At 69.6% G+C, this 25003-nt stretch carries 21 protein-coding genes; 16 read left to right on the top strand and 5 right to left on the bottom strand.

Features of this window, described 5'->3' with window-relative positions:
- The first annotated feature begins 20 nt into the window (after positions 1–20).
- From ACOYR3_RS15900 to ACOYR3_RS15885, 4 genes are all read left to right on the top strand, one after another.
- The gene (locus ACOYR3_RS15900) at positions 21–1691 is read left to right on the top strand and encodes a diguanylate cyclase domain-containing protein (protein WP_422843296.1); all 1671 of its coding nucleotides are present in this window, start codon (positions 21–23) and stop codon (positions 1689–1691) included.
- A 53-nt stretch (positions 1692–1744) separates the two neighbouring features.
- Positions 1745–3391, top strand: a complete 1647-nt coding sequence (locus ACOYR3_RS15895; protein WP_422843295.1) for an acyl-CoA synthetase — start codon at positions 1745–1747, stop codon at positions 3389–3391.
- Positions 3392–3583: 192 nt separating this feature from the next.
- Positions 3584–4249 carry a pyridoxamine 5'-phosphate oxidase family protein gene (locus tag ACOYR3_RS15890; protein WP_422843294.1) on the top strand — a complete coding sequence of 222 codons (666 nt, stop codon included), beginning with the start codon at positions 3584–3586 and terminating at the stop codon, positions 4247–4249.
- Between the two features lie 33 nt (positions 4250–4282).
- Positions 4283–5038: a sulfite exporter TauE/SafE family protein gene (locus ACOYR3_RS15885; RefSeq protein ID WP_422843293.1), complete on the top strand. Its 756-nt coding sequence runs from the start codon at positions 4283–4285 to the stop codon at positions 5036–5038.
- Positions 5039–5212: 174 nt separating this feature from the next.
- Here ACOYR3_RS15885 and ACOYR3_RS15880 read toward each other — a convergent pair whose 3' ends face one another.
- The 5 genes from ACOYR3_RS15880 to ACOYR3_RS15860 all read right to left on the bottom strand — a co-directional run bounded on the left by ACOYR3_RS15880 (position 5213) and on the right by ACOYR3_RS15860 (position 12482).
- Positions 5213–5617 carry a hypothetical protein gene (locus ACOYR3_RS15880; RefSeq protein ID WP_422843292.1) on the bottom strand — a complete coding sequence of 135 codons (405 nt, stop codon included), beginning with the start codon at positions 5615–5617 and terminating at the stop codon, positions 5213–5215.
- 399 nt (positions 5618–6016) lie between these two features.
- On the bottom strand, positions 6017–7861 hold the full coding sequence (locus ACOYR3_RS15875) for a gamma-glutamyltransferase family protein (RefSeq protein ID WP_422843291.1): 1845 nt from the start codon (positions 7859–7861) through the stop codon (positions 6017–6019).
- A gap of 181 nt (positions 7862–8042) precedes the next feature.
- Entirely contained in the window at positions 8043–9647 is a 1605-nt protein-coding gene (locus tag ACOYR3_RS15870; protein WP_422846607.1) for an alkaline phosphatase D family protein, read from the bottom strand.
- Positions 9648–9827: 180 nt separating this feature from the next.
- Positions 9828–11369, bottom strand: coding sequence for a GGDEF domain-containing protein (locus ACOYR3_RS15865; RefSeq protein ID WP_291484313.1), 1542 nt, complete (start codon positions 11367–11369; stop codon positions 9828–9830).
- A 138-nt stretch (positions 11370–11507) separates the two neighbouring features.
- Positions 11508–12482, bottom strand: a complete 975-nt coding sequence (locus tag ACOYR3_RS15860; protein ID WP_422843290.1) for an NADPH:quinone oxidoreductase family protein — start codon at positions 12480–12482, stop codon at positions 11508–11510.
- A 139-nt stretch (positions 12483–12621) separates the two neighbouring features.
- On the opposite strand from ACOYR3_RS15860, the gene surE reads away from it, so the two are divergent.
- From surE to hisS, 12 genes are all read left to right on the top strand, one after another.
- A complete protein-coding gene (gene surE, locus ACOYR3_RS15855) occupies positions 12622–13410 on the top strand; it encodes a 5'/3'-nucleotidase SurE (protein WP_291484315.1) in 789 nt (262 codons plus the stop codon).
- Complete coding sequence (locus ACOYR3_RS15850) at positions 13410–14180, top strand: protein-L-isoaspartate(D-aspartate) O-methyltransferase (protein ID WP_422843289.1); 771 nt, start codon at positions 13410–13412, stop codon at positions 14178–14180. Before surE ends, ACOYR3_RS15850 begins: the two co-directional genes overlap by 1 nt.
- 12 nt (positions 14181–14192) lie before the next feature.
- Positions 14193–15080: a peptidoglycan DD-metalloendopeptidase family protein gene (locus ACOYR3_RS15845; protein WP_422843288.1), complete on the top strand. Its 888-nt coding sequence runs from the start codon at positions 14193–14195 to the stop codon at positions 15078–15080.
- A gap of 23 nt (positions 15081–15103) precedes the next feature.
- A complete protein-coding gene (locus ACOYR3_RS15840) occupies positions 15104–16126 on the top strand; it encodes an RluA family pseudouridine synthase (RefSeq protein WP_422846606.1) in 1023 nt (340 codons plus the stop codon).
- 148 nt (positions 16127–16274) lie between these two features.
- Positions 16275–17237, top strand: coding sequence for an SMC-Scp complex subunit ScpB (scpB, locus tag ACOYR3_RS15835; protein ID WP_422843287.1), 963 nt, complete (start codon positions 16275–16277; stop codon positions 17235–17237).
- Positions 17237–18790, top strand: coding sequence for a pseudouridine synthase (locus ACOYR3_RS15830; RefSeq protein WP_422843286.1), 1554 nt, complete (start codon positions 17237–17239; stop codon positions 18788–18790). The genes scpB and ACOYR3_RS15830 overlap by 1 nt, the downstream gene beginning before the upstream one ends.
- An 88-nt stretch (positions 18791–18878) precedes the next feature.
- Complete coding sequence (gene ndk, locus ACOYR3_RS15825) at positions 18879–19304, top strand: nucleoside-diphosphate kinase (protein WP_291486793.1); 426 nt, start codon at positions 18879–18881, stop codon at positions 19302–19304.
- 90 nt (positions 19305–19394) lie between these two features.
- Complete coding sequence (gene rlmN, locus ACOYR3_RS15820; protein ID WP_422843285.1) at positions 19395–20516, top strand: 23S rRNA (adenine(2503)-C(2))-methyltransferase RlmN; 1122 nt, start codon at positions 19395–19397, stop codon at positions 20514–20516.
- Positions 20517–20555: 39 nt separating this feature from the next.
- Complete coding sequence (pilW, locus tag ACOYR3_RS15815; protein WP_422843284.1) at positions 20556–21392, top strand: type IV pilus biogenesis/stability protein PilW; 837 nt, start codon at positions 20556–20558, stop codon at positions 21390–21392.
- A 19-nt stretch (positions 21393–21411) separates the two neighbouring features.
- Positions 21412–22332 carry a helix-turn-helix domain-containing protein gene (locus tag ACOYR3_RS15810; RefSeq protein WP_422843283.1) on the top strand — a complete coding sequence of 307 codons (921 nt, stop codon included), beginning with the start codon at positions 21412–21414 and terminating at the stop codon, positions 22330–22332.
- Entirely contained in the window at positions 22333–23619 is a 1287-nt protein-coding gene (ispG, locus tag ACOYR3_RS15805; protein WP_422843282.1) for a flavodoxin-dependent (E)-4-hydroxy-3-methylbut-2-enyl-diphosphate synthase, read from the top strand.
- Positions 23620–23710: 91 nt separating this feature from the next.
- Complete coding sequence (hisS, locus tag ACOYR3_RS15800) at positions 23711–25003, top strand: histidine--tRNA ligase (RefSeq protein ID WP_422843281.1); 1293 nt, start codon at positions 23711–23713, stop codon at positions 25001–25003.

The raw sequence follows: 25003 nt of genomic DNA, 5'->3' as shown, positions 1-25003 counted from the left end.
GCGCCGGGCGGAGGACGCTGATGCGGCAACGCGTCCCCTGGGGCATCGCGCAGCGCCTGGCGGTGCTGCTGGCGTCGTTCAGCGTGCTGGCGGCCCTGCTGGCGGGGTACTACAGCTTTGACTCCAGCCGGGCCCGGCTGCAGAGGCGCGCGGAGCAGGCGCTGCTGGCCACCACGCAGGTGCTGGCGCGGCACATGCAGGCGGGGTTTGCCACCGTGGCGCGGGACACGGCGTTTCTGGCCAGCGTGGCCGCCATCGAGCAGGACCGGGATGCGCTGGCCGAGGTGTTCCGGGCCAGCCTGCGCAACCATCCGAGCTACTTGCAGGTGCGGCTCATCGGCGTGCAGGACTACGGCCTGGAGCGGGTCCGCATGGACCGGCAGGGCGGTGCCTTCGTGCGCGCTCCCGAAGAGGCCTTGCAGGAGAAGTCCCACTTTCCGTTCTTCTTTGAAACCCTGGCGCTGGGGCCGGACGAGGTCTACGTGTCGGAGTTCGGCATCAACCACGAGGGCGGCGAGCAGCACGACATGCAGCCCGTCTTCAGCATGGCTTCGCCGGTGGTGCGGGGCGGCCAGGTGCGCGGCGTGGTGGTGGTGCGGGTGGCGGCGCAGCAGTTCTTGCGCAATTTCAACGCCGCGTTGCCCGCGTCGTACGGCTTCTTCCTCAGCAACCGCTGGGGCGATTTCCTGGTGCACCCGGATCCCGCCCAGGCGTTTGGCTTTGACCACGGGCAGCGCATCCTGATCCAGGACAGCTTCCCGCCGGTGGCGGCGCTCGTCCAGGGGCAGGCCGAACAGGTGGTGCTCAGCCAGCCCGCCGAGAACGGGGACGAGCCCCGCGTCTTCTCCTTCGTGCGCATGCCCTACGGGCGCGACGGCGAGGGGCGGTTTCTGGTGGTCGGGCTGTCGCAGCCGCTGGCGGCGGTGCAGGGCGAGGTGGCCAACCTGGGGCACAGCATCCTCAAGATCCTGCTGGTGCTGTGCACCGTGGGGGTGGTGCTGGCCGCGGGGGTGTCGCGCCTGGTGACGCAGCCGCTCAAGGCCATGGTCCGGGCAACGCAGGCGCTGCCGCAGGGCCGGCCCCACGGCGCGCTGCCCGTGCACCGCGCCGACGAGGTGGGCGAACTGGCCCGCAGCTTTGACGAGATGGAGCAGCAGATCCGCAGGCAGATGACGGAGCTCAACGCCAGCCGCGACGCCATGGCGCACCTGGCGCACCACGATGCGCTCACGGGCCTGCCCAACCGGCGCATGTTCGAGCAGCGGCTGGTGCAGGCGCTGGAGCTGTCGCGGCGCAGCGGGCGCAGCTGCGCGCTGCTGTTCGTGGACCTGGACGACTTCAAGTCCATCAACGACGTGCGGGGCCACGGCGTGGGCGATCTGGTGCTGCAGGCCGTGGCCCGCACCATCGTCGGCGCCGTGCGCCAGGCCGACACCGTGGCCCGCCTGGCCGGCGACGAGTTCACTGTGCTGTGCGAGAACGTGGACTCCGAGGAGGCCGCGCTGCAGGTGGCCGCCAAGCTGGAGCAGGCGTTCGACGCGCCCCAGCAGATCGACGGCGCGCCGCTGCCGGTGCGCGTGAGCATCGGCGTGAGCCTGTTCCCGCGCGACGCGCAGGACGCGCAAACGCTGCTGGCCAGCGCCGACGCGGCGATGTACCGTGTCAAGCAGCTGCGCCGCCGAAGGGTTTGAGTCAGCCTGGCGCGGTAGGCTGCGTCTTTGTCCTGTTCAATGTGCCTGTGACCATGACCTCCATCTACGACCAAGATCTGCCCCGTACCGAAGCCAACTTCGCCCCCCTGTCGCCCCTGTCGTTCATCGAACGCACGGCCGAGGTCTACCCTGACCGCCTGGCCATCGTGCACGGCGACCTGCGCCAGACCTGGGCCCAGACCTACGCGCGCTGCCGCCAGCTGGCCAGCGCGCTGACCCGGGCGGGCATCGGCAAGAACGACACCGTGGCCGTGATGCTGCCCAACACACCGCCCATGGTCGAGGCGCACTTTGGCGTGCCCATGGCGGGCGCGGTGCTCAACACCCTGAACACCCGCCTGGACCCGGAGGCCATCGCCTTCATGCTGGACCACGGCGAGGCCAAGGCCGTGATCGTGGACCCGGAATTCAGCGGCACCATGGCCCGCGCGCTGGCCCTGCGCACCGCCACCACGCCCATCCGCGTGATCGAGGTGCAGGATGCGCTCTACGGCCCCGCCGCCCAAAGCCTGGGCGGCACCGACTACGAGGCCTTCCTGGCCGGCGGCGACGCCGCCTTTGCCTGGAGCCTGCCCGCCGACGAGTGGGACGCCATTGCGCTCAACTACACCAGCGGCACCACCGGCAACCCCAAGGGCGTGGTCTACCACCACCGCGGCGCCGCCACCAACGCCATCAGCAACGTGCTGGAGTGGGACATGCCCAAGCACGCGGTCTACCTGTGGACGCTGCCCATGTTCCACTGCAACGGCTGGTGCTTCCCCTGGACCCTTGCCGCGCGTGCGGGCGTCAACGTCTGCCTGCGGCGCGTGGAGGCCCAGGCCATCTTCGACGCCATCCGCCACCACGGCGTCACCCACTACTGCGGCGCGCCCATCGTGCACGGCCTGCTGGTCAACGCGCCGGAGGCGCTGAAGGTGGGCATCCCCGCTGGCGTCAAGGCCATGGTGGCCGGCGCCGCGCCCCCGGCGTCGATGATCGAAGGCATGGAGAAGATGGGCTTCGACCTGACCCACGTCTATGGCCTGACCGAGGTCTACGGTCCCGCCACGGTGTGCGCCAGGCACCCGGCCTGGGACGCACTCGACATTGGCGAGCGCGCCCGCCTCAACGCCCGCCAGGGCGTGCGCTACCACCTGGAGCGCGACGTGCGCGTGCTGGACTCCGAGACCATGCAGCCCGTGCCGCAGGACGGCGAGACCATGGGCGAGATCATGTTCCGCGGCAACATCGCCATGAAGGGCTACCTCAAGAACCCCAAGGCCACCGAAGAGGCCTTTGCCGGCGGCTGGTTCCACAGCGGCGACCTGGCCGTGCAGTACCCCGACGGCTACATCAAGATCAAGGACCGCAGCAAGGACATCATCATCTCGGGCGGCGAGAACATCTCCTCCATCGAGGTCGAAGACGTGCTCTACCGCCACCCCGACGTGCTGGCCGCCGCCGTGGTCGCCAAGCCCGACCCGAAGTGGGGCGAGACGCCCTGCGCGTTTGTGGAACTGAAGGCCGGCGCCGAGACCACGCCCGAAGACATCGTGGCGCACTGCAAGAAGCACCTGGCCGGCTTCAAGGTGCCCCGCGCCGTGGTGTTTGGCGAGCTGCCCAAGACCAGCACCGGCAAGATCCAGAAGTTCGAGCTGCGCAAGCAGGCCGGGTCGGCCACCGCCATCAACGTGTGAGCCTGCGGCGGGGGCCGGGCCGGCCAAAGCGGCGCAGCCCCTGCCATGCGTTGCGCCCGCGGCGGGTGTTTGCAATCAAATTGATAGCTGCCAGCGCTTGATGGATAAGCGCTGGAGGCAATTTTTATGCAAATTTCCATCGGCCACCCCGCGGCGCTTGCCAGCTGCGGGGCGCCACGGCACGATGCGCGCATGACCGCACCCCGCCCCGTGAGCCCCGCCAACGCTGCAGCCCTGGCCAGCGAACACACCATCCGCACCCTGGCCCAGCTCGAATCCCTGCTGGGCACACCCAGCAACGCCGCCGTGGCCAAGGAACTGCCGCGCGTGCACCCCGGCTACCGCGCCATGATCGAAGCCTCGCCTTTCGCCGTGCTCGCCACGCAGGGCCCCGGCGGCCTGGACGCCTCGCCGCGCGGCGACCCGGCCGGCTTCGTGCAGGTGCTGGACGATGACCAAACCCTGCTGCTGCCCGAGCGCCGCGGCAACCACCGCGCGGACAGCCTGCGCAACATCGTGGCCGACCCGCGCGTGGCGCTGCTGTTCCTGATCCCCGGCGTGGGCGAAACCCTGCGCGTGAACGGCCGCGCCCACATCAGCGTGGCCCCCGAACTGCTGGCACGCTTCGTGGTCAGCGGCAAGCCGCCCCAATGCGTGCTCGTCATCACGGCCGAGTCGGTGTACTTCCAGTGCGCGCGGGCCATCCAGCGATCGGGCCTGTGGAACCCCCTGCCGCCCGGCACTCCCCGGCCTGTGCCCACGCCGGGGGCGCTGCTCTCGTCCATCACACAGGGCCGCTTTGACGGCGAGACCTATGACCGCGAGTTGCCTGCGCGCCAGCAGGCCACGTTGTACTGAACCCGACTCCTGAAGCAAAGAAAAGGCAGACCGATGGATGGCGTGTGGTGGATGGTGGTGCTGGGCGCTGCCGCGGCGGGCTTTGTGCAAGGGCTGTCGGGTTTTGGCTTCAGCATGGTGGCCATGTCGTTCTGGGCCTGGGCGCTGGAGCCGCGGCTGGCCGCCGTGCTGGCCGTGTGTGGCGCTCTCACGGGGCAGGTCGTGGCGGCCGCCACGGTGCGGCGCGGCTTTGACAAGGCGCGCTTGCTGCCCTTCGTGTTGGGCGGCCTCGCGGGCATCCCGCTGGGCGTCGCCCTGCTGCCCCGGCTGGACATGGATGCCTTCAAGCTCGTGCTCGGCACGCTGCTGGTGCTGTGGTGCCCCGCCATGCTGCTGGCGCGCCAGCTGCCCCGCATCACCGCCGGCGGCCGCGTGGCCGACGCGGCCGTGGGCCTGTCGGGCGGCGTGATGGGCGGGCTGGGCGGCTTCACCGGCGTGCTGCCCACCCTGTGGTGCACCCTGCGCGGGCTCGACAAAGACGTGCAGCGCGCCGTCATCCAGAACTTCAACCTGGCCATGCTGCTGGTCACCTTCGCCACCTACGCCGCCACCGGCCTCATCACCCGCGCCACGCTGCCCCTGCTGGCGCTGGTGATCCCGGCCATGCTCGTGCCCTCGCTGCTCGGCGCGCGGCTGTACCTGGGCATCAGCGAAGCGCGGTTCCGGCAGATCGTGCTGGGGTTGCTCACGCTGTCGGGCGTGGCGATGCTGGTGGCGAGTGGGCCGAAGGTGTTGTCGCGGTTGGGGTGAGTTTGCTCATCTATTGATAGCTGCAAGCGCTTTATGGAAAAGCGCTGGGGCCTGATTTGCCCAGGATTTTTTTGTAGGTGGGATCTCTCCTGCCCGGAGATCGCATGCCGGGGCGCGCAGTGGATCGCGGGCGATCCATTCGATGGGGCTCGCGCGCGACAGGGCGGCCCGCCATCAAAGCTCGCTGGCGTCCTTGCCCTCGCTCAGCTTGACCACCCACCGCACCGTGGCGTGCGGTGCGGGCACGCGCTGGGCATACACCTCCAGGCCGCCGCTGGTCCATGCGGCATAGCTGCCGCTGGGGTCGTTCGCGGCAGTCTCGGGCCCGTAGGTGCGGCGGCCGAACTCGAGCAGTTCGCCAAAGGCCGCGGAACCACCATCGGCCAGGTCGCTCGCATCGGCGACGAATTCCACGCGGCGCAGCTCTCGTCCACCGAAAAAGAACGTCTGCGCGCCGGACACCCCTGCGATGGCCACCGGTGCCAGCCGCCACAGGCCCACCAGCCCTCCGGCGAGGCGCTGCGGGCGCGGCACGCGCGCCACGCCGGGCACGGCGTGCTGAAGCGTGTCGGCCCCCATGCCAAGCTCCACTCCGGCAGGCAGCGGGAGCGCGGGGGCACGCGTTGGCGGCAATTGGGGTGGCAGCTGGGACGGCGATTGAGGCGGTGATTGGGCCTGCGCGGCCGCCATGCCTGCGGCCAACGCCAGGGCCAGCGCCGTGCCCAGGCAGGTTCGCCACATCGCGCCGTACAAAGCGCCCGGCAGAGCGGGGCGTGATCGAATTGGGAAGGGGCCGGGGTTCATGGTTGCGATTCTTCACTGCACGTTCGCGGACACACCTTCGCTGCAAGGCGATCGCCCGAGGACGCGATTTGGCTTTTTTCCGCCATGGGCCGTGCAGAGACAGGATGCCCTGCACGGCAGGGGGCGAGGCCCCGCGCGGTTTCTGGTTCCGGGATGGGGCCGCGGCCCCCGGTTTCAGTCGCCCATCACGACGCCTTCGCGCCGCGGGTCGGCACCGCCCATCCACACCTTCTTGCCGTGCGCGTTGCCGCGGGTGATGGCTTGCAGGCCGCTGGTCATGTTCATCTCGCGCACTTCGGCGCCGCGGGCGCGCAGGGCTTCCACGGTGGCGGCGGGGAAGCGCTTTTCCTCCAGCAGGGTGGGGCCGTTCAGCGAGCCGAAGTTGGGCAGGTTGATGGCCTGCTGGGGCATGAGGCCCCAGTTGAAGACGCCGTACAGCGTCTTGGCGGTGTAGTGGATGATGGCCGCGCCGCCCGGGCTGCCGCCGCTCATCAGCAGCTCGCCGGTGGCCTTGTCGAACACCAGCGTGGGCGACATGGAGGAGCGCGGGCGCTTGCCGGGCTGCACGCGGTTTGCGATGGGCTGGCCCTGCGCGTCGGTGGGGGCAAAGCTGAAGTCGGTCAGTTCGTTGTTGAGCAGGAAGCCCTTCACCATTTGCCGTGCGCCGAACTGGTCCTCGATGGTGGTGGTCATGGCCAGCGCGTTGCCCTGGGCGTCGACGATGCTGATGTGGCTGGTGCCGTACTCGGGCTGGTCGGGCATGGGGGCGTAGCTGGTCTTCACGGCGCCGGGGTTGCCGGGTTGGGCGACCTTCATGCTCTGCGGGCCGATGAGCTTGGCGCGCTCGGCCAGGTAGGCCGGGGCGAGCAGGCTGCTCCAGCTGCCGGCCGGGGGCTGCACGAAGTCGGGGTCGGCCACGTACTGGGCGCGGTCGGCAAAGGCCAGGCGCGAGGCTTCGGTGTACAGGTGCAGCCAGTCCGCGCTGGGCAGCCCGTCCTGCAGGGGCTTGGCGGCGGCGTCGGTGTTCTTCAGGATGCCCAGGATCTGCCCGATGGCGATGGCGCCCGAGCTGGGCGGCGGAAAGCCGCACACGCGGAAGTCCTTGCTTTGCACCTGGTAGTCGTGGCACAGCGCGTCGCGCTTCTTGGGCTGGTAGCCGGCCAGGTCGGCCAGGCTGAGCTTGCCGGGGTTGGTGGGGTGCTTTTGCACCTTGTCCACGATGGCCTGGGCAATGGCGCCTTCGTGCAGGGCCTTGCTGCCTTCGGCGGCGATGCGGCGCAGCACGGCGGCCAGCTCGGGGTTGCGCAGGTTGACGCCCACGTCGCGCGCGTCGCCGTCGGCCTTGTAGAAGTAGGCGGCGGCCACGGGGTCTTTCTTGAGGTGAGCGTCGGCCTTGACCAGGGTGTTCAGCCGCGCGCTGACCTTGAAGCCGCCTTCGGCCAGCGTGATGGCTGGCTGGAACAGCGTGGCCCAGGGCAGCTTGCCGTGCTGCTTGTGCGCCAGCTCCAGCATGCGCACGGTGCCGGGCACACCGACCGAGCGGCCGCCCACCACGCCGTCATAGAAGGGCAGGGGCTTGCCGTCAGCCCCGAGGAAGAGCTTTTCGTCGGCCGCGGCCGGGGCAGTCTCGCGCCCGTCGTAGGCCTCCACGGCCTTGCCGTCGTAGTGCAGCAGGAAGGCGCCGCCCCCGATGCCGCTGGACTGCGGCTCCACCAGGGTCAGCACCATCTGCACGGCAATGGCCGCGTCCACGGCCGAGCCGCCGGCCTTCAGGATCTGGTAGCCGGCGTCGGTGGCCAGCGGGTTGGCGGCCGCCACGGCGAATTTCTCGGTGGCCCAGCCGGGCTTTTCGGTGTAGCCGGAGGAACCCTCGGGCTGCACCGGCACGGTGTAGCTGAACTGCGAAGAGGGGGCGCTGGCGCAGCCGGCCAGCAGGGCGGCGGCAGCCAGCAGGCCGAGGCTCAGGTTCAAGGCGCCGGCACGGCGCGAGGGGGCGGGGTGGCGGGAGTGCGTGTTCATGGCCGTCTTCTCCTGTGTGGCAAGAAGCGGCCATGGTACGCGGCTGGCGTGCGGCAGCGCCGGGGCGTTACATCAGGCAACAGCTGGCCGGGGTGATTTGAGGCGTTTTTGGGCTCTAGCGCTTATGCAGAAAGCGCAAGAAGCTATCAAAAAGATAGCGAAGGATTGGCTGGTCGGGCGGTCAGGCGGTCTGGGGCCCGGGCCGGCCGTCTTCCACCACAAAGCGGGCGAGCGTGCGGGCGCCGCTGTCTGCGCGCAGCGGGTCGTCCACCACGCGCAAGGTGGTGGTCCAGCGCGTGGGCGTGATCTCGGCCAGGCCGTAGCCGCGCAGGTCGCAGCGGGCCAGCAGGACGTGGGGGTTGTGGCGCGCGACGGCGTCCACCTTGTCCTGCGTGGTGCTCGAGCGCGAGCTGATGGAGGTGCCGCAGAACTCGCTGGCCACCACGGGCGATTCGGACCGCCCGGGGTCGGCGTGGACGCGGCACACATAGTTCTGGTGGATGTCGCCGCCCAGCAGCACGGTGTTGCGCGGCGCGTGGCCGGACACCGCCTGCAGCAGCCGCTGGCGGGCGGCGGGATAGCCGTCCCAGCTGTCGGTGGAGGTGACGCCCGAGGGGTAGTGGCGTTGCGAGAACAGGGTCTGCTGCGCCAGCACGCTCCAGCGCGCGGCGCCACCGTCATGGCCCCGGGCATCGGCGGCCACGCCGGCGTGCAGCCATTGCTCTTGCGCCGTGCCCAGCAGCGTGCGGTCAGGGCTGGCCAGCTCGGCGCAGTCGGCGGGCCGCACCGCGCCGGCGCTCATGGACTGGGGTGTGCGGCAGGCCTGCCAGCTGCGGTACTGCCGGCTGTCCAGCAGGTGGATGTGGGCCAGCCGGCCCCAGCGCAGGCGGCGGTAGAGCTGCAAGGCGTCCCAGCGCGGTGCGCTGGCGGGTGTGCCCAGGCTGGCGGCGCGCAGGGGCATGTTCTCGTAAAAGGCCTGCCACGCGGCGGCGCGCAGCGCCAGAAAGCTGTCGGCATCGCCGCGGCCTGCGCCGGCTGCATAGTCGTTTTGCACCTCGTGGTCGTCCCAGGTCACGGCCCAGGGGCAGGCGGCGTGGGCGGCCTGCAGGGCGGGGTCGCTCTTGTGCAGCGCGTAGCGGTCGCGGTAGTCGGCCAGCGTGGTGGCCAGGCGCAGGCTGTGGGTGCGGGCCAGATCCGCCGTGTTCTTGGGCGTGGCGTATTCGTAGATGTAGTCGCCCAGGAAGAGCACCAGGTCGGGCGCGTCGGCCACTGCGTGGTGCCAGGCGGCGTAGTGGCCGTGCTCCCAGCGCTGGCAGGACGCAAACACCACGCGCAGGGCGCCGGGCAGTTCCGCAGCCGCCGGCGCAGTGCGCGTGCGGCCGACCGTGCTCACGGCATCGCCCAGCATGAAGCGGTAGTGGTACCAGCGGCCGGGCGCCAGGCCCCGCAGCTCCACGTGCACGCTGTGGCCCAGCAGCGGCAGGGCAGGGGCCTCGCCTTTTTGAACGATTTGCGCAAAGCGTGCATCGTGGGCCACTTCCCACCGCACAGTGTGGGCCGCCTGCATCTGCGCCGGGTCGGCCAGCACCAGCCGCGTCCACAGCACCACCCCATCGGGTGCCGGGTCGCCGCTGGCCACGCCCAGCGCGAAAGGGTCGCCCTGCAGCGCGGGCGATTGGCTCCAGGCCCAGCGCGGGAGGGCGGTGGCCGCAGCCGCACAGGCGGCGTATTGCAAGAAGGCGCGGCGGTCCATTGGCCTGGGGGTGTGTTGAGGTGCCAGCGGCATCACGTGCAACGCTGCCGGCATCGATGAATCTTGTGCGTCACGTCCACCTCCCGCATTCCACTCACCACCCGCCGATACCGGCGCGCCCGAAGGCCCGTGCCACCGTGAAACCGGCTCCGCCAGGCCACGGGTGGCGTCCCCCTAGGGGGAAGGCGCAGAAGGCGACACAGGGGGGAGGCATCAAGCCGCCATCACCCGGTTCTTGCCCGAGCGCTTGGCCAGGTACATGGCCTGGTCGGCACGGCGCAGCGTGTCGACGCTGCTCTCGCTGTCGTGCATCTGCGCCACGCCGGCGCTGAAGGTGATGAGCACCTTCTCCGTGCCCTGCAGGAAAAAGCGCGTGGTCAGCTCGCGCTGCAGGCGCGTCATGGCGGCCACGCCGCTTTCCACCGCCGTGTCGGGCAGCAGGAGCACGAACTCCTCGCCGCCGTAGCGGGCCAGCAGGTCTTGCGGCCGCATGACTTCGCGGGTGACCTGCGCCAGGTGCACCAGCGCGGCGTCGCCGCCGGCATGGCCCAGCCGGTCGTTGATGGTCTTGAAGTTGTCCACGTCCAGCAGCGCCAGGCACAGCGGCGAGCCCAGGCGGCGCGAGCGGGCGATTTCCCGCTCGATGGCCTCGTCCAGGCCCTTGCGGTTGAGCGAGCCGGTCAGCGGGTCGTGCCGCGCCTGGGCGCTGGCACGGTCCAGCTCCTCCTGCAGCTTGGCGATCTCGGCGTGCTTGGCCTCGGTGCGCGCGCGCAGGTCCTGCAATTCGTCATGGGCCACGCGGCTGTCCAGGGCCATGGCGCGGGTGGTGCTCATCACTTCCTGCAGCACGGGGGCGATTTCTTCCAGCGTTTGGGCCTTGCCGATCAGGTCGGCGCAGCGCGCCATGGTGCCCTGGTAGGTGGTGCTGGACGCCGTGATCTTGGCCAGCCGCTCGATGAAGGTGGCCAGCATGTCCTTCATCTGCTCCTGCGCCTCGACGGTGCGGGCCTTGGCTTCGCTCTGCTTGAAGATCACGTCCTTGAGCCGCCGCTGCACGTCGTCCAGCCGCCGCAGGGTCAGGGGCGGCGTGGACGCCGACATCAGCGCCTCGGCCTGGCCGTGCAGCCAGCGGTCGTCCACGTTGAGCACGGCGATGTTCTCGAACACCATGTGCAGCAGCTCCAGCAAGGTGGCGCGGATGGCGGCCTGGTCCTCCGTGGCAAACGAGACGCGGTAGGCGAAGTTGCCCAGCATGAGCTGCACGGTGGACAGGGGCGGCGCGGGCTCCTTGAGAAAGCCGATGAGCTGCTGCGCCATGTCGATGACGCGGGCATCGTCTTCCCCCAGCGCGGGCAGGAGGTTGTCGATGAGGCGCGCCAGCATCTGCGCGAATTCGTCCGGCAGCACGACGGGGGCGCCGGCCGCAGGCGCAGCGGCTTCCGCGGCCGGGGCCACCGCGGCTGCAGGGCTCAAGCCGAGGTTGGCGTAGCCCACCAGCACGCTTTGCAGCGAGGTCCAGTCCTTGTTGTTGACGGCCCGCTCAAACTGGCCCAGCAGCCGCTTCTGTGCCGGCGTTTGCCCCGGCAGCACCCGCAGGATGTGGTGCAGGGGGCCTTCGGGAAAGGGTTGGGGGCTGCGGGTTCCTGCGATTTCGTCGTAGAGCGACAGGTAGTTGTCGGGGGTGGGCGGGAGGCGGCGGGCGGCCAGCTGCTTGAGGGTTTCTCGTGCTATTTCGGAAGGTGGTCGGTCGGCCATGTGCGGACACCAATGTCGGAGGAACGCAGGAGGCGCGAGTGTGACACAGCGGGCCGCCGCCTGCGCTCCTGGCCGGGCCCTTCCGGCCCGGCGGCGCCGCTGGCGGCGCAGGCGCGCGCGGCGGGGGGCGCCGGGTCGTCAGTTCACCATCACCAGCTTGCCCATCACGCCGCGCGAGCCCATGTGGGCGTAGGCGGCGGGCAGCTCGGCCATGGGCATGGTGCGGTCGATCACGGGCTTGACCTTGCCCTGCGCGTACCACTGGGCCAGCTCGCCCATCATGGCGGCGTTGGCCTTGGGCTCGCGCTTGGCGAACTCGCCCCAGAACACGCCGACGATGGAGGCTCCCTTGAGCAAGGGCAGGTTCAGCGGCAGCGCGGGAATGGGCCCCGAGGCAAAGCCCACCACCAGGTAGCGGCCGCGCCAGGCGATGGAGCGGAACGCCGGTTCGGCGAAATCGCCGCCTACGGGGTCGTAGATCACGTCCGGGCCCTTGCCGTCGGTCAGCGCCTTCAGCGCGTCGCGCAGGTTGTCCCGGCTGTAGTTGATGGTGGCGTACGCACCGATGGAGGTGCACAGCGCGCACTTTTCGTCGGTGGAGGCGGCGGCGATCACGCGCGCGCCCATGGCCTTGGCGATCTGGATGGCGGCCGTGCCCACGCCGCCCGCCGCGCCCAGCACCAGCACGGTCTCGCCGGCCTTGAGCTGCGCGCGGTCCACCAGCGCGTGGTGGGAGGTGGCGTAGATCATGATGAACGCGGCAGCGTCCACGTGCGAAAAGCCGTCGGGCAGCGGCATGCACAGCGCGGCGGGGGCCACCGTGTGCGTGCCAAACCCGCCCGTGCCCGAGAGGCAGGCCACGTTCTGGCCCACCTTCAGGTGGCTCACGCCCTCGCCCACGGCGGCGACCACGCCGGCGTATTCCGAGCCCGGCACGAACGGCAGCGGCGGCTTCATCTGGTACTTGTTCTGCACGATCAGCAGGTCCGGGAAGTTCAGGCTGGCGGCCTTGATCTCGATGAGCACCTCGCCCGCCTTGGGCGACGGGGTGGGCAGTTCGGTCCAGCTCAGGGCGTCAACGCCGGTGGGGTTGGTGCAAAGCCAAGCGTGCATGGGGGAGTCTCCTGTCAAAGTGGGCCGCATGATAGGCGGCGCGGGCGGCCCCGCGATGTCCCACGAGCGACGGGCCGCGCTGCCGTGGCACGGCGCGGCGGCACCCCCCTACAATCCGTTGCAACCCCTACCGCAACCCATGAAAATTCTGATCTCGAACGACGATGGCTACCAGGCGCCGGGCATTGTGGCGCTGCACGACGCCCTCAAGACCCTGGACGGGGTCGAGGTGGAAGTGGTCGCCCCGGAGCACAACAACAGCGCCAAGTCCAACGCGCTGACCCTGCATTCGCCTCTGTACGTCCACCAGGCGGCCAACGGGTTCCGCTATGTGAACGGCACACCGGCCGACTGCGTGCACATCGCGCTGACCGGGTTGCTGGGCTACCGGCCCGACCTGGTGGTCTCGGGCATCAACAACGGCGCCAACATGGGCGACGACACCATCTACTCCGGCACCGTGGGGGCGGCCATGGAGGGGTATCTGTTCGGCATTCCGGCCATCGCCTTCTCGCAGGTGGACAAGGGCTGGGGCGAGATCGAGGCGGCAGCCGCCAAGGCGCGCGAGATCGTGGCCCAGATGCGCGCCCAGGACCTGGTGGGCGGGGCGCCCTGGCTGCTGAACGTGAACATTCCCAACATGCCGCTGCACGCGCTGCAGCCGATCCGGCTGTGCCGCCTGGGGCGGCGCCACGCGGCCGAGCGGGTCATCGTGCAGGAAAGCCCGCGCGGCGAGGCCATGTACTGGATCGGCGGCGCCGGTCCCGCCAAGGACGACGCCGAGGGCACCGACTTCCATGCGACCGCGCTGGGCCATGTGTCCGTCACGCCGCTGAAGGTGGACCTCACCGACCACGACAACCTGGGCTATTGGGCGCAGACGGCGTCCCGGCTCGCGGCAGGGGCGGCTGGCGCCCCTGGCCACTGATGCAGCGGCGGCCCGGCTTCCCGGCACGGCTGCCGGGCGCGGCCCCGGCGCCCGGGCGGCCGCAGCCCGCGGCGCCTGCCGGCCGGCGCCTGCCACCGGCCCCGGCGCCGGTGGGCGTGGGCCTGGACTCCGCGGCAGTGCGCGCACGCATGGTGCAGAAACTGGCGGCGGGCGGCATCACCTCGCCGGCGGTGCTGCAGGCGATGGGAACGGTGGAGCGCCACCGCTTTGTGGACAGCGCGCTGGTCAACCAGGCGTATGAGGACACGAGCCTGCCCATCGGCCTGGGGCAGACCATCTCCAAGCCCAGCGTGGTCGCGCGCATGTGCGAGCTGCTGCTGGGCGCGGAAGCCGCGCGCGGCGGGCTGGGCCGGGTGCTGGAGATCGGCACGGGCTGCGGCTACCAGGCCGCGGTGCTGAGCCTCCTGGCGCGCGAGGTCTACACGCTGGAGCGCCTGCGGGGCCTGCACGACAAGGCGCGCCACCACCTGCGGCCGTTTCGGCTGGCCAACGTCCACCTGCTCTTTGGCGACGGCACGCTGGGCTATGCCAAGGGCGCGCCCTATGCGGCCATCATTGCAGCGGCCGGCGGCGATGCCGTACCCCAGGCCTGGTGCGACCAGCTGGCCGTGGGCGGGCGGCTGGTGGCTCCCATGGCCGTGGCGGGCGGCCAGCAGGTGTTGCTTGTGATCGACAAAACCCCGCACGGATTGAAACAAAACGTGCTCGAGCCCGTGCATTTTGTCCCCCTAAAATCGGGGATTGCGTAAAGGGAATTGCTTATGTTCGTATCGCGTGGTCTTGTGGCTGGGTTTACCGTGGCACTGGCGGGTTTGGCGCTCACCGGCTGTGGCACCCGGCTGAACAAGGCTCCTGTGGAAGACCGGGGCACCTCCACTTCCACCTCCGCGCCCGCCCCGGCTGCGCAGCCCGGCGTGGTGGTCGCGCCGATCAAGCCGCTGCCCGGCGCCGAAAATGCCGGCAAGCCGGGCTACTACACGGTCAAGCCGGGGGATACCCTCATTCGCATTGGTCTGGAATCCGGCCAGAGCTGGAAGGACGTCGCCCGCTGGAACAACCTGGAGAACCCCAACCTGATCGAGGTCGGGCAGGTGCTGCGCGTGGTGCCGCCGGCTCCCGCATCGCAGGCGGTGGCGTCGGACACGGGCGTGGTCACGCGCCCTGTGACGTCTTCCGCGGTCACCCCGGCGGCGCCGGCCAGCGCGCCGAAGTCTCCGGCCTCCGGGGCGGTCGTGGCCCCAGCCCCCGCCACGCCCGCCACGGCCCCCGCGGCCGGGGAGGACGAGATGGCCTTCATCTGGCCCGCGTCAGGCTCGCTGCTGGCGGGGTTTGACGAGGCGCGCAACAAGGGCTACGACATCTCCGGCAAGGCCGGGGACCCGGTGCTCGCGGCCGCCGATGGGCGCGTGGTGTACGCCGGGGCGGGCCTGCGGGGGTATGGCAACCTCGTCATCCTCAAGCACAACAATACCTTCCTCACGGCCTACGCCCACAACCAGACCCTGCTGGTGAAAGAAGACCAGTCGGTGCGCAAGGGCCAGAAGATTGCGGAGATGGGCAATACCGACGCCGACCGCGTGAAGCTGCACTTTGAAATCCGCCGCCAGGGCAAGCCGGTGGATCCGTCGCGCTACCTGCCCTCCCGTTGATCCCGGCCGCGCCGTTGATCCCCGTGGGCGCTGGCAGCCGTCCCCCGCAGCCAGCCGGGGTGGCGGAAGACTGGCTGGCGGAAGAGAGCGAAGACCCGGCCGGTGATGGCGCGGGCGAGCTCCGCAGCGTGCAGGTCGGGGCCGACCAGCATGCCGCCCGGCTGGACCGGGCGCTGGCCGAGCTGGTCCCGGAGTTCTCCCGCAGCTACCTGCAGCAACTGCTGGCGCAAGGGCTGGTCCACCTCAACGGCCAGCCCGCAACCAAGGCCTCTGCGCGGGTGAAGGCGGGCGACCAGCTGGTGCTGGAGATGCGGCCCACCCTCCAAAGCCAGGCGTTCCGCCCCGAGCCCATGGGCATCGATGTGGTGTACGAGGACGCCCACCTGCTGGTGGTGAACAAGCCGGCGGGACTGGTGGTCCACCCGGCGCCCGGCAACTGGAGCGGCACGCTGCTCAACGGCCTGCTCGCACGCGATGAAAAAGCCCTGACCGTGCCGCGCGCCGGCATCGTGCACCGGCTGGACAAGGACACCAGCGGCCTGATGGTGGTGGCCCGCGACCGGGCCACGATGGATGCCCTGGTGGCGCTGATTGCCGAGCGCAAGGTGCAGCGCCAGTACGTCGCCCTGGCCCACGGTGCGTGGGCCGGCCCACCCACCCGCACGGTGGACGCCCCCATCGGGCGGGACCCGCGCAACCGGCTGCGCATGGCGGTGGTCGACCTGGCGGTGCATGCCGGCAAGCCGGCCCGCACGGACATCCGCTGGCTGGCGGGCGGGCCCGAAGGCTGCTGGGTGCAGTGCACCCTGCACACCGGCCGCACGCACCAGATCCGCGTGCACATGGCGTCGCTGCGGCACCCGCTGGTCGCCGACGCGCTGTACGGAGGACGCCCCCTGGGAGCCCTGCAGCGCCAGGCGCTGCATGCGTACCGCCTGGCCTTCGCCCATCCGGTCACCGGAAAGGCGCTGGAGTTCCGCGCCGAAGTGCCGGACGACATGCGCCAGGCCTTGGCCCTGTGGGGTCTCGGCTACAATGCGCCCTGACGGCCCGCCCGATCTCCGCCCGAAGACGTTACACCGCCGGGCCCGTGCGCCGCGCCAGCGCCCTTGCAGAGCGCCCCATTGATTGCCCCCTGCTGTTGATATGCCGCCCATTGCGGTGCGTGGCATTTTTCCCAGGAATCGCTGAACCATGAACACGGTGGATGCCAAACGGGTCCTCGAAACCGCGCTGATCTGCGCGCAGCAACCCCTCCCGGTGCGGGAGCTGCGGGTGCTGTTCAACGACGAGCTGGGTTCCGACACCCTCAAGGCGCTGCTGCAGGACCTGCAGCTCGAATGGTCGCCGCGCGGCGTGGAACTGGTGCAGGTGGCCACGGGCTGGCGCTTCCAGAGCCGCCCCGAAATGCGCGAGTACCTGGACCGGCTGCACCCCGAAAAGCCGCCGCGCTATTCGCGCGCCACCATGGAAACGCTGGCGATCATCGCGTACCGCCAGCCCGTAACGCGGGGGGACATTGAGGACATTCGCGGTGTGACGGTCAACAGCCTGATCATCAAGCAGCTCGAAGACCGCGGCTGGGTGGAGGTGATCGGCTACCGGGAAACCGTGGGCCGGCCCGCCTTGTTTGCCACGACGCGGCAGTTCCTGGACGACATGGGGCTGCAGTCGCTGGACCAGCTGCCCGTGCTGGACGATCCGTCCGGCAACGCCAGCGTGCTGGAGGCGATGGCTTCCGCTGCGCAGGGCGAGATCGAACCGCCGTCCCAGGGGGACGGGCCGCAGCCCGAAAGCGAGGGCGATGGGGAGGCTGCGCCCCCGCCGCTGGCTGCAGTGGAACCGCCGGTGCAGGGTGCCGCTGCGGAGGTGCAAGGCGATGCTGCGGAGGTGCAGGCCCCGGGCGTGGCCGATGTGCCGGCGCCGGATGCAGCCAATGCGCCGGCCACGGACGTCGCACTTGCAGCGGACCCCGGGGCCGCGCTGATGCCAGAGGTGCCAGAGGTGCCAGAGGTGCCAGAGGTGCCAGAGGTGCCCGCCGCGGCCGACAAGCCCGTGTGGCCGCCGGTGGATGATTTTTTTCAAGATGCGGAAACAGACGATGTCCGCGACGACAGTGCGGATGATGCCCACGGCAATGTCCAGGGAACTCATTGATGAACGATTCAACGCTCGAAACGCCGGCCGATCTGCCGGAGGCTGAACCGGCAGCCGCCGCGCCCAAGAAGCCCGCGGCCAAGCGCGCTCCGCGCAAAAAGAAGGCTGAGACGGCCGAGTCTGCCGCTCCGCTGGAGGCGCAGGCTCCTGCTGCCAGAGTTCCCGACGACGCCTTGGCGCCTGCCGAAGCTGCCCCCGCGGCGGTCGATGCTGGCGACGCGATGGATGCGGTGGGCGCGGTGGACGGGTGCGAGGTTACCGAGCCCATGCCCGCGGCTGCGGCGCCTGCCGATCCGCAGGGGCGCCAGCGCCCGGCAGGATCGAATCATCCCGCGGGCGGCCCTGCAAAGCGCGGCCGCGATGCCCGCAAGGCGGCGGCGCCGTCCGTGGAGGGCTATCAGTTTGAAGACGTGGTGTCCGGCCGTTTCGACGAGGACGAGGCGTCTGCCGAGGCCGTGCCTGCCAAGCGCGTGCTCCTGCCCCAGGTGGAAACGCCCAAGCTGCACAAGGTGCTGGCCCAGGCCGGGTTGGGATCGCGGCTGGAGATGGAGCAGCTCATCCTGGAGGGGCGCATCTCGGTGAACAACGAGCCCGCCCACATCGGCCAGCGCATCCAGTTCGGGGACCAGGTCAAGGTCAACGGGAAGCCCATCCGCTACCGCATCGATCCGCCGCCTGCGCGCGTCATTGCCTATCACAAGCCGGTCGGTGAAGTGGTCACGCACGACGATCCGCAAAATCGCCCCACGGTGTTTCGCAAGCTGCCGCGGCTCCAGCAGGGCAAATGGCAGTCCGTCGGCCGCCTGGACCTGAATACGGAAGGCTTGCTGCTGTTCACCAGTTCGGGCGAACTGGCCAACAAGCTCATGCACCCCCGTTTCGGGCTGGAGCGCGAGTACGCAGTCCGCGTGCTCGGCGCACTCAGCAACGAGGAAAAGCAGAAGCTGCTGGACGGCGTCCGCCTGGACGACGGTGTGGCGTCCTTTGGCTCCATCGAAGACGGTGGCGGCGAAGGCTTCAACTGCTGGTACCGCGTCACCATTTCCGAAGGCCGCAACCGCGAGGTGCGCCGCATGTTCGAAGCCGTGGGCCATGCGGTCAGCCGGCTGATCCGCATCCGCTACGGGGCCATGGTGCTGCCGCGCGGCCTCAAGCGCGGCGCGTGGCTGGAGCTGGACGAGGGCGACATCCGCGCACTGGCGCAGGCGGCGGGGGCGAACTCCACGGACGGCGCTGCGCGCGCGGGCGACGGACTGCCGCCCGGCGGGCGGGCCCCCGGCAAGCGGGGCCGGGGCCGCAACGGCCGCGCGGGCGACGCGCCGCGCCGGGATCCGTCTGCGAGCGCGCCCGAGGCAGGCCGGGCGGGCAAGCCCCGCCGGGGTGCCGGCCAGGGGCAGGCCCGCGGCGGCAGCGCCGGTGGCGGCGGGGGTGGTGGGCAGCCGGATCCCATGAAGACGTCGGTGGGTTACATCGGCATGGACAGCCTCTCGCGCCACCGCCAGGACAAGCGGCGCCCGGGCGGCGGCGGTCCCCGCCGGGGCGGCGGGCGCTGAGCGCGCGGCATGCGGACCAGCCGGTTAGAATCAAAGGCTTTGTCCGGTGGGCAAACGAGTTTCAGCAACATCCCAACAGGAATTCCATATGGCAATCGAACGCACTCTCTCCATCATCAAGCCCGACGCCGTGGCCAAGAACGTCATCGGCCAGATCTATGCACGTTTTGAAGCCGCCGGCCTCAAGATCGTGGCCGCCCGCATGGTCCACCTGTCCCGCCGTGAGGCCGAGCAGTTCTACGCTGTGCACAAAGAGCGTCCTTTCTTCAAGGACCTGGTGGACTTCATGATCTCCGGCCCCGTGATGATCCAGGCCCTGGAAGGCGAGAACGCGATTCTGAAGAACCGCGAACTGATGGGCGCCACGGACCCGAAGAAGGCCGAAGCCGGCACGATCCGCGCCGACTTCGCTGACAGCATCGACGCCAACGCCGTGCACGGCTCGGACGCTGCTGAAACCGCAGCGGTGGAAGTGGCTTTCTTCTTCCCCGGCCTGAACGTTTACTCGCGCTGACATGGGGGCTCCCATGTCTGCCGCCCTCGCCGCTGCGAGGATGCTAAGCCATGGGGGCGGTTGCGCTCACCCGTGCTGGAGGAGAGTGCAATGACAACCAATTTGCTTGAATTCGATCTCGAAGGGCTGGCGGCCTTTTGTGAAAAGCTGGGTGAGAAGCGGTTTCGCGCGACCCAGCTGTTTCGCTGGATTCACCAGCGGGGCGCCAGCGACTTCGATGCCATGAGCGATCTGGCGAAGGCCCTGCGCGACAAGCTCAAGGGCTGCGCCCGGGTCGAGGCCTTGCCGGTCATTTCCGAACACGTGTCGGCCGACGGCACGGTGAAGTGGCTGTTTGACGTGGGCGACGGCAACGCAGTGGAGTCCGTGTTCATCCCCGAAGACGACCGGGGCACCCTCTGCATTTCCTCGCAGGCGGGCTGTGCGGTGGGCTGCCGCTTTTGCTCCACGGGGCACCAGGGCTTCAGCCGCAACCTGACCACCGGCGAAATCGTCGCCCAGCTGTGGTTTGCCGAGCACGCCCTGCGCAAGCGCTTGTCCTCCGACGACCGCGTGATCTCCAACGTGGTCATGATGGGCATGGGCGAGCCGCTGCAAAACTATTCCGCCCTGGTTCCGGCGTTGCGGACCATGCTGGACGACCACGGCTATGGCCTGTCGCGCCGGCGGGTGACCGTGTCTACCTCGGGCGTGGTGCCCATGATGGACCGTCTGGCCGCCGATTGCCCGGTGGCGCTGGCGGTGTCGCTGCATGCGCCCAACGATGCGCTGCGGGACAACCTGGTGCCGCTGAACCGGAAATATCCCCTCCAGGAGCTCCTGGCCGCGTGCAACCGCTACCTGGCCCATGCACCCCGGGATTTCATTACCTTTGAATATTGCATGCTCGACGGCGTCAATGACCAGCCCGAGCATGCGCGGCAGTTGATCGAACTGGTGCAGCCGGCGCGCGGCGCCGGGGTGCGCTGCAAGTTCAACCTGATCCCGTTCAACCCGTTTCCTGCGTCGGGGCTGCATCGCTCGGCACCGGAGCGGGTCTCGGCCTTTGCCAAGGCCTTGAGCGACGCAGGGATTGTCACCACGGTGCGCAAGACGCGCGGGGATGATATCGATGCGGCATGCGGCCAGTTGGCCGGGGATGTGAAAGACCGCACGCGTGCTGCCGAGCGGATGGCAAAGCAGCGGACAATCGCCCTCAAGCCGGTCGCTTGACGGGCTGGCACTCGACGTACTTCATCAAGGAGGCTCTACATGGTGGGATGGGTTGGACGTTGGCGGCAATGGCGCCATGGGTCGGCTTGGGCCTTGGGGGTTCTGGCGGTGGTGTCGGTTCTGCAGGGCTGTGCCACCACGGCCAGCACTCCGGCTGGCGCCGATGCCAATGCGGGGCTCGTGACGCCGTCGGACGAGCCGGACACCCGGCGCCGCGCCCGCATCCGCCTGGAGCTTGCGTCGAACTACTTCGAGAACGGCCAGACGGCCGTGGCGCTGGACGAGGTCAAGCAGGCCTTGACGGCGGATCCCAACTACGCGGATGCGTTCAACCTTCGCGGCCTCATCTACATGCGCCTGGGGGATTTTCCGCAGGCGGACGACAGCTTCCGCCGGGCCATGGCGCTGCGGGCCAACGACCCGAACCTGCAGCACAACTACGGGTGGATGCTGTGCCAGCAGCAGAAGTACGCTGAGGCAGACCAGAATTTTGTCCGCGCCCTGGGCAACCCGACCTACACCGCCCGGGCCAAGACGCTGATGGCGCGGGGGCTGTGCCAGTCCAGCGCGGGCCAGTTTGCAGAGGCCGAAGACTCCTTGCACAAGGCCTACGAGCTGGACGCCGGCAATCCGGTGGTGGCCTACCACCTGGCGTCGCTGCTGTTTCGGCGCAATGAGCTGAACCGGGCGCAGTTCTACATCCGGCGCCTGAACAACAGCCAGTACGCCAATTCCGAGTCCTTGTGGCTCGGGATCAAGGTGGAGCGTGCCGTGGGCGACACGGTGGCGATGCGGCAGCTGGCGGACCAGTTGCGCAAGCGCTTCCCGGAATCGCGGGAACTGGGTGCATACGAGCGTGGGGCTTTCAATGAGTGAGGTTGTGGAGAGCGCGGGAATGACCGCGGGCGGGTTGCTGCGGGAGGCCCGGCAGGCGGCGGGTGTGCACATTGCCGCACTGGCCGTGGCCCTGAAGGTGCCCGTCAGCAAGCTGGAAGCCCTGGAGGCGGACGATTACGACGCTCTGCCAGACACCGTTTTCGTGCGGGCGCTGGCCTCCAGCATGTGCCGGACACTCAAGCTGGATCCCGCGCCGGTGCTCGCGCTGCTCCCGCAAAGCAAGAGTCCGCGCCTGGCGGCGGACAGTGCGGGCCTGAACGCCCCGGTCAAGGGCAGCGGGGGCTCGTTTTCGCCCGGGTCTTCCACCTCGCGGTCGGTGACCCTGATCGTGTTGGCGCTGTTGGTGGGCGCGGTGGTTCTGGTCTTCCTGCCCCGCCAGCCCTGGGGTGACGCACCGGCGAACGCGCCGGTAGCGGCGGGGCCGGCGACGCCGGCTGCCGAGGCGCCGCCGGCCCCGGCGGAGGCTGCGGCCGTGCCGGTGCCCGCGCCGGCGGCTTCTGCTGCCGTGGCCGCCGAGCCGGTGGTGGCGGCCAGCGCGGCGCAGCCGCCCGTGGCCGAGCGGCCTGCCGTGGCGGCGTCCGCTGCCGGTGCAGGCAATGCCGCTGGCGCTGCAGCGCTGGCCCCGGCGGCTGCGCCAACGCCGACCGCTGCGGCGAGCGCAGCGAGCGCTGCACAGCAGCCCACCGGAACCCTGGTGCTGCGCGCCCGGGGCGAATCGTGGGTGCAGGTGAAGGACGCTACCGGCGCCGTGGCCCTGCAGCGGAACCTGGCGGCCGGGGAGTCCGTCGCCGTTCCGGGCCCCACGCCGCTGATGGTCGTGGTGGGGCGCGCGGACATGACAGAAGTGCTGGTGCGCGGCAAGCCCTTTGATCTGACGGCGGTTTCGCGCGAGAACGTCGCGCGCTTCGAGGTGAAATAAGTGACGCATCCGACGACCCCCAGCGGAAACGAGCCTATCGCCCTTGCGGCACCCTTGCCCCGGCGCTCCCGCCAGGCCCAGGTGGTGTGGGGTTCGCGTGTGGTGACCGTGGGCGGCGACGCGCCGGTGCGCGTGCAGTCCATGACCAACACCGACACCGTGGACGCCATCGCGACGGCCATCCAGGTCAAGGAACTCGCGCAGGCCGGGTCGGAGTTCGTGCGGATCACGGTGAACACGCCGGAGGCGGCGGCGGCCGTGCCCTACATCCGCGAGCAACTGGACCGGATGGGCGAGAGCGTGCCCCTGGTGGGTGATTTCCACTACAACGGCCATAAGCTGCTGACCGAGTTTCCCGACTGTGCGCAGGCGCTGTCCAAGTACCGCATCAACCCCGGCAACGTGGGCAAGGGCGAGAAGCGGGACCGCCAGTTCGGCCAGATGATCGAAGCGGCGGTGCGCTGGAACAAGGCCGTGCGCATCGGCGTGAACTGGGGCAGCCTGGACCAGGACCTGCTGGCCGAGCTGATGGATGCCAACAGCCGCCGTTCTAGCCCGTGGGAGGCGCGCCAGGTCATGTACGAGGCCTTGATCACGTCGGCCATCGAGTCGGCCCGCCGCGCCGAGGCCATGGGCCTCGATGGCAACCAGATCATCCTGTCGTGCAAGGTCAGCGGCGTGCAGGACCTCATCGCCGTGTACCGCGAGCTGGCCCGCCGCTGCGACTACGCCCTGCACCTGGGCCTGACGGAAGCGGGCATGGGCACCAAGGGCACCGTGGCGTCGGCCGCGGCGCTGTCGGTGCTGCTGCAGGAGGGCATTGGCGACACCATCCGCGTATCGCTCACGCCCCAGCCGGGCGAAGCCCGCACCCAGGAGGTCGTGGTGGCGTCCGAGATCCTGCAGGCGCTGGGCCTGCGGGTGTTTGTGCCCAGCGTGACGGCTTGCCCGGGTTGCGGGCGCACCACCAGCACCACCTTCCAGGAGCTGGCCAAGCAGATCGACGACTTCCTGCGAGCCCAGATGCCGGTGTGGCGGGTCCGCTATCCGGGCGTGGAGAACATCAAGGTCGCCGTGATGGGCTGCATCGTCAACGGGCCGGGCGAAAGCAAGCACGCCGACATCGGCATCAGCCTGCCCGGCACGGGCGAGGCGCCTGCCGCCCCCGTGTTCATCGATGGCGAGAAAGCCATGACGCTGCGCGGGGAGGGCATTGCCCGGGAGTTCCAGCAAATCGTCGAGGACTACATTGCGCGGCGCTTCGGGCGCGCAGCGGGTGTTGTCTAGGTTTGCTATTAAATTTATAGCTTCTTGCGCTTGATGGATAAGCGCTGGAGGCCATTTTCATTCAAAAAAACAATTCGGTAGAGCAAGCAAGATGCAGAAGCTGGTTGCCATCAAGGGCATGAACGACATCCTTCCGCCCGATTCGGCGCGCTGGGAATGGCTGGAGGACAAGGTGCGCAACCTCATGGCGCGCTACGCCTACCGCAACATCCGCACCCCCATCGTGGAGCCCACGCCCCTGTTCGTGCGCGGGCTGGGCGAGGTGACCGACATCGTCGAGAAGGAGATGTACTCGTTCGAGGACCGCCTCAATGGCGAGCACCTCACGCTGCGCCCCGAGGCTACGGCCGGCGTGGTGCGCGCGGTGGCCGAGCACTCCATGCTCTACGACGGCGGCAAGCGCCTGTACTACATGGGCCCCATGTTCCGGCACGAGCGTCCGCAGCGCGGTCGCTACCGCCAGTTTCACCAGATCGGTGCCGAGGCCCTGGGCTTTCCCGGTGCCGAGGTGGACGCCGAACTGATCCTGATGGCGAATGCCCTGTGGCGCGAGCTGGGGCTGCGCAATGTGCGGCTGGAGCTCAACAGCCTGGGCCAGCCCCAGGAGCGCCAGGCCCACCGCGCCGCGCTGATCGCCTTCCTGGAGCAGCACATCGACGTACTGGACGAGGAGGCCCGCCGGCGGCTGCACAGCAACCCGCTGCGCATCCTGGACACCAAGAATCCCGCCATGCAGGCCGTGGTCGAGGCGGCGCCCCGGCTGATCGATTTCCTGGGTGTGCAATCCCTTGCGCACTTCGACACGGTGAAGTCCATCCTCACGGCCAACGGCGTGGCCTGGACGGTCAATCCCCGGTTGGTCCGCGGCATGGACTACTACAACCTCACGGTCTTCGAATTCGTCACCGATCAGCTCGGATCCCAGGGCACGATCTGCGGCGGCGGCCGGTACGACTACCTGATCGAGCAGATTGGCGGCAAGCCGGCACCGGCCGTGGGCTGGGCGCTGGGGGTGGAGCGGGTGCTGGAGCTGCTCAAGGAGCAGGAAAGCGCGGTGCCCACGCCGGTCCCCGACGCGTATGCCGTGATTCCGTCGGCTGCCGCGCTGCCGGTGGCCGTCACCACCCTGGAGCGCCTGCGGCAGCTGGGCGTGCGCGTGCAGATGCATGCGGCGCCGGCAGGCGGCGAAGGCATGGGCAGCATGAAGTCCCAGTTCAAGAAGGCGGACGCCAGCGGCGCGCTGTGGGCATTGATCTTTGGCGAGGACGAACTGGCCCGTGGCAGCGTGGTCGTCAAATCGCTGCGCGACGGTGCCGGCGCCCAAAGCGAGCACCTGCTGGACGCCCTGGCTGAATGGGCACCCACCCTACAATCCCCTCGCTGA

Source organism: Acidovorax sp. M2(2025) (assembly GCF_049330835.1).
Classification (GTDB): domain Bacteria; phylum Pseudomonadota; class Gammaproteobacteria; order Burkholderiales; family Burkholderiaceae_C; genus Acidovorax.
This window is presented reverse-complemented; position numbering and strand designations above follow the sequence as displayed.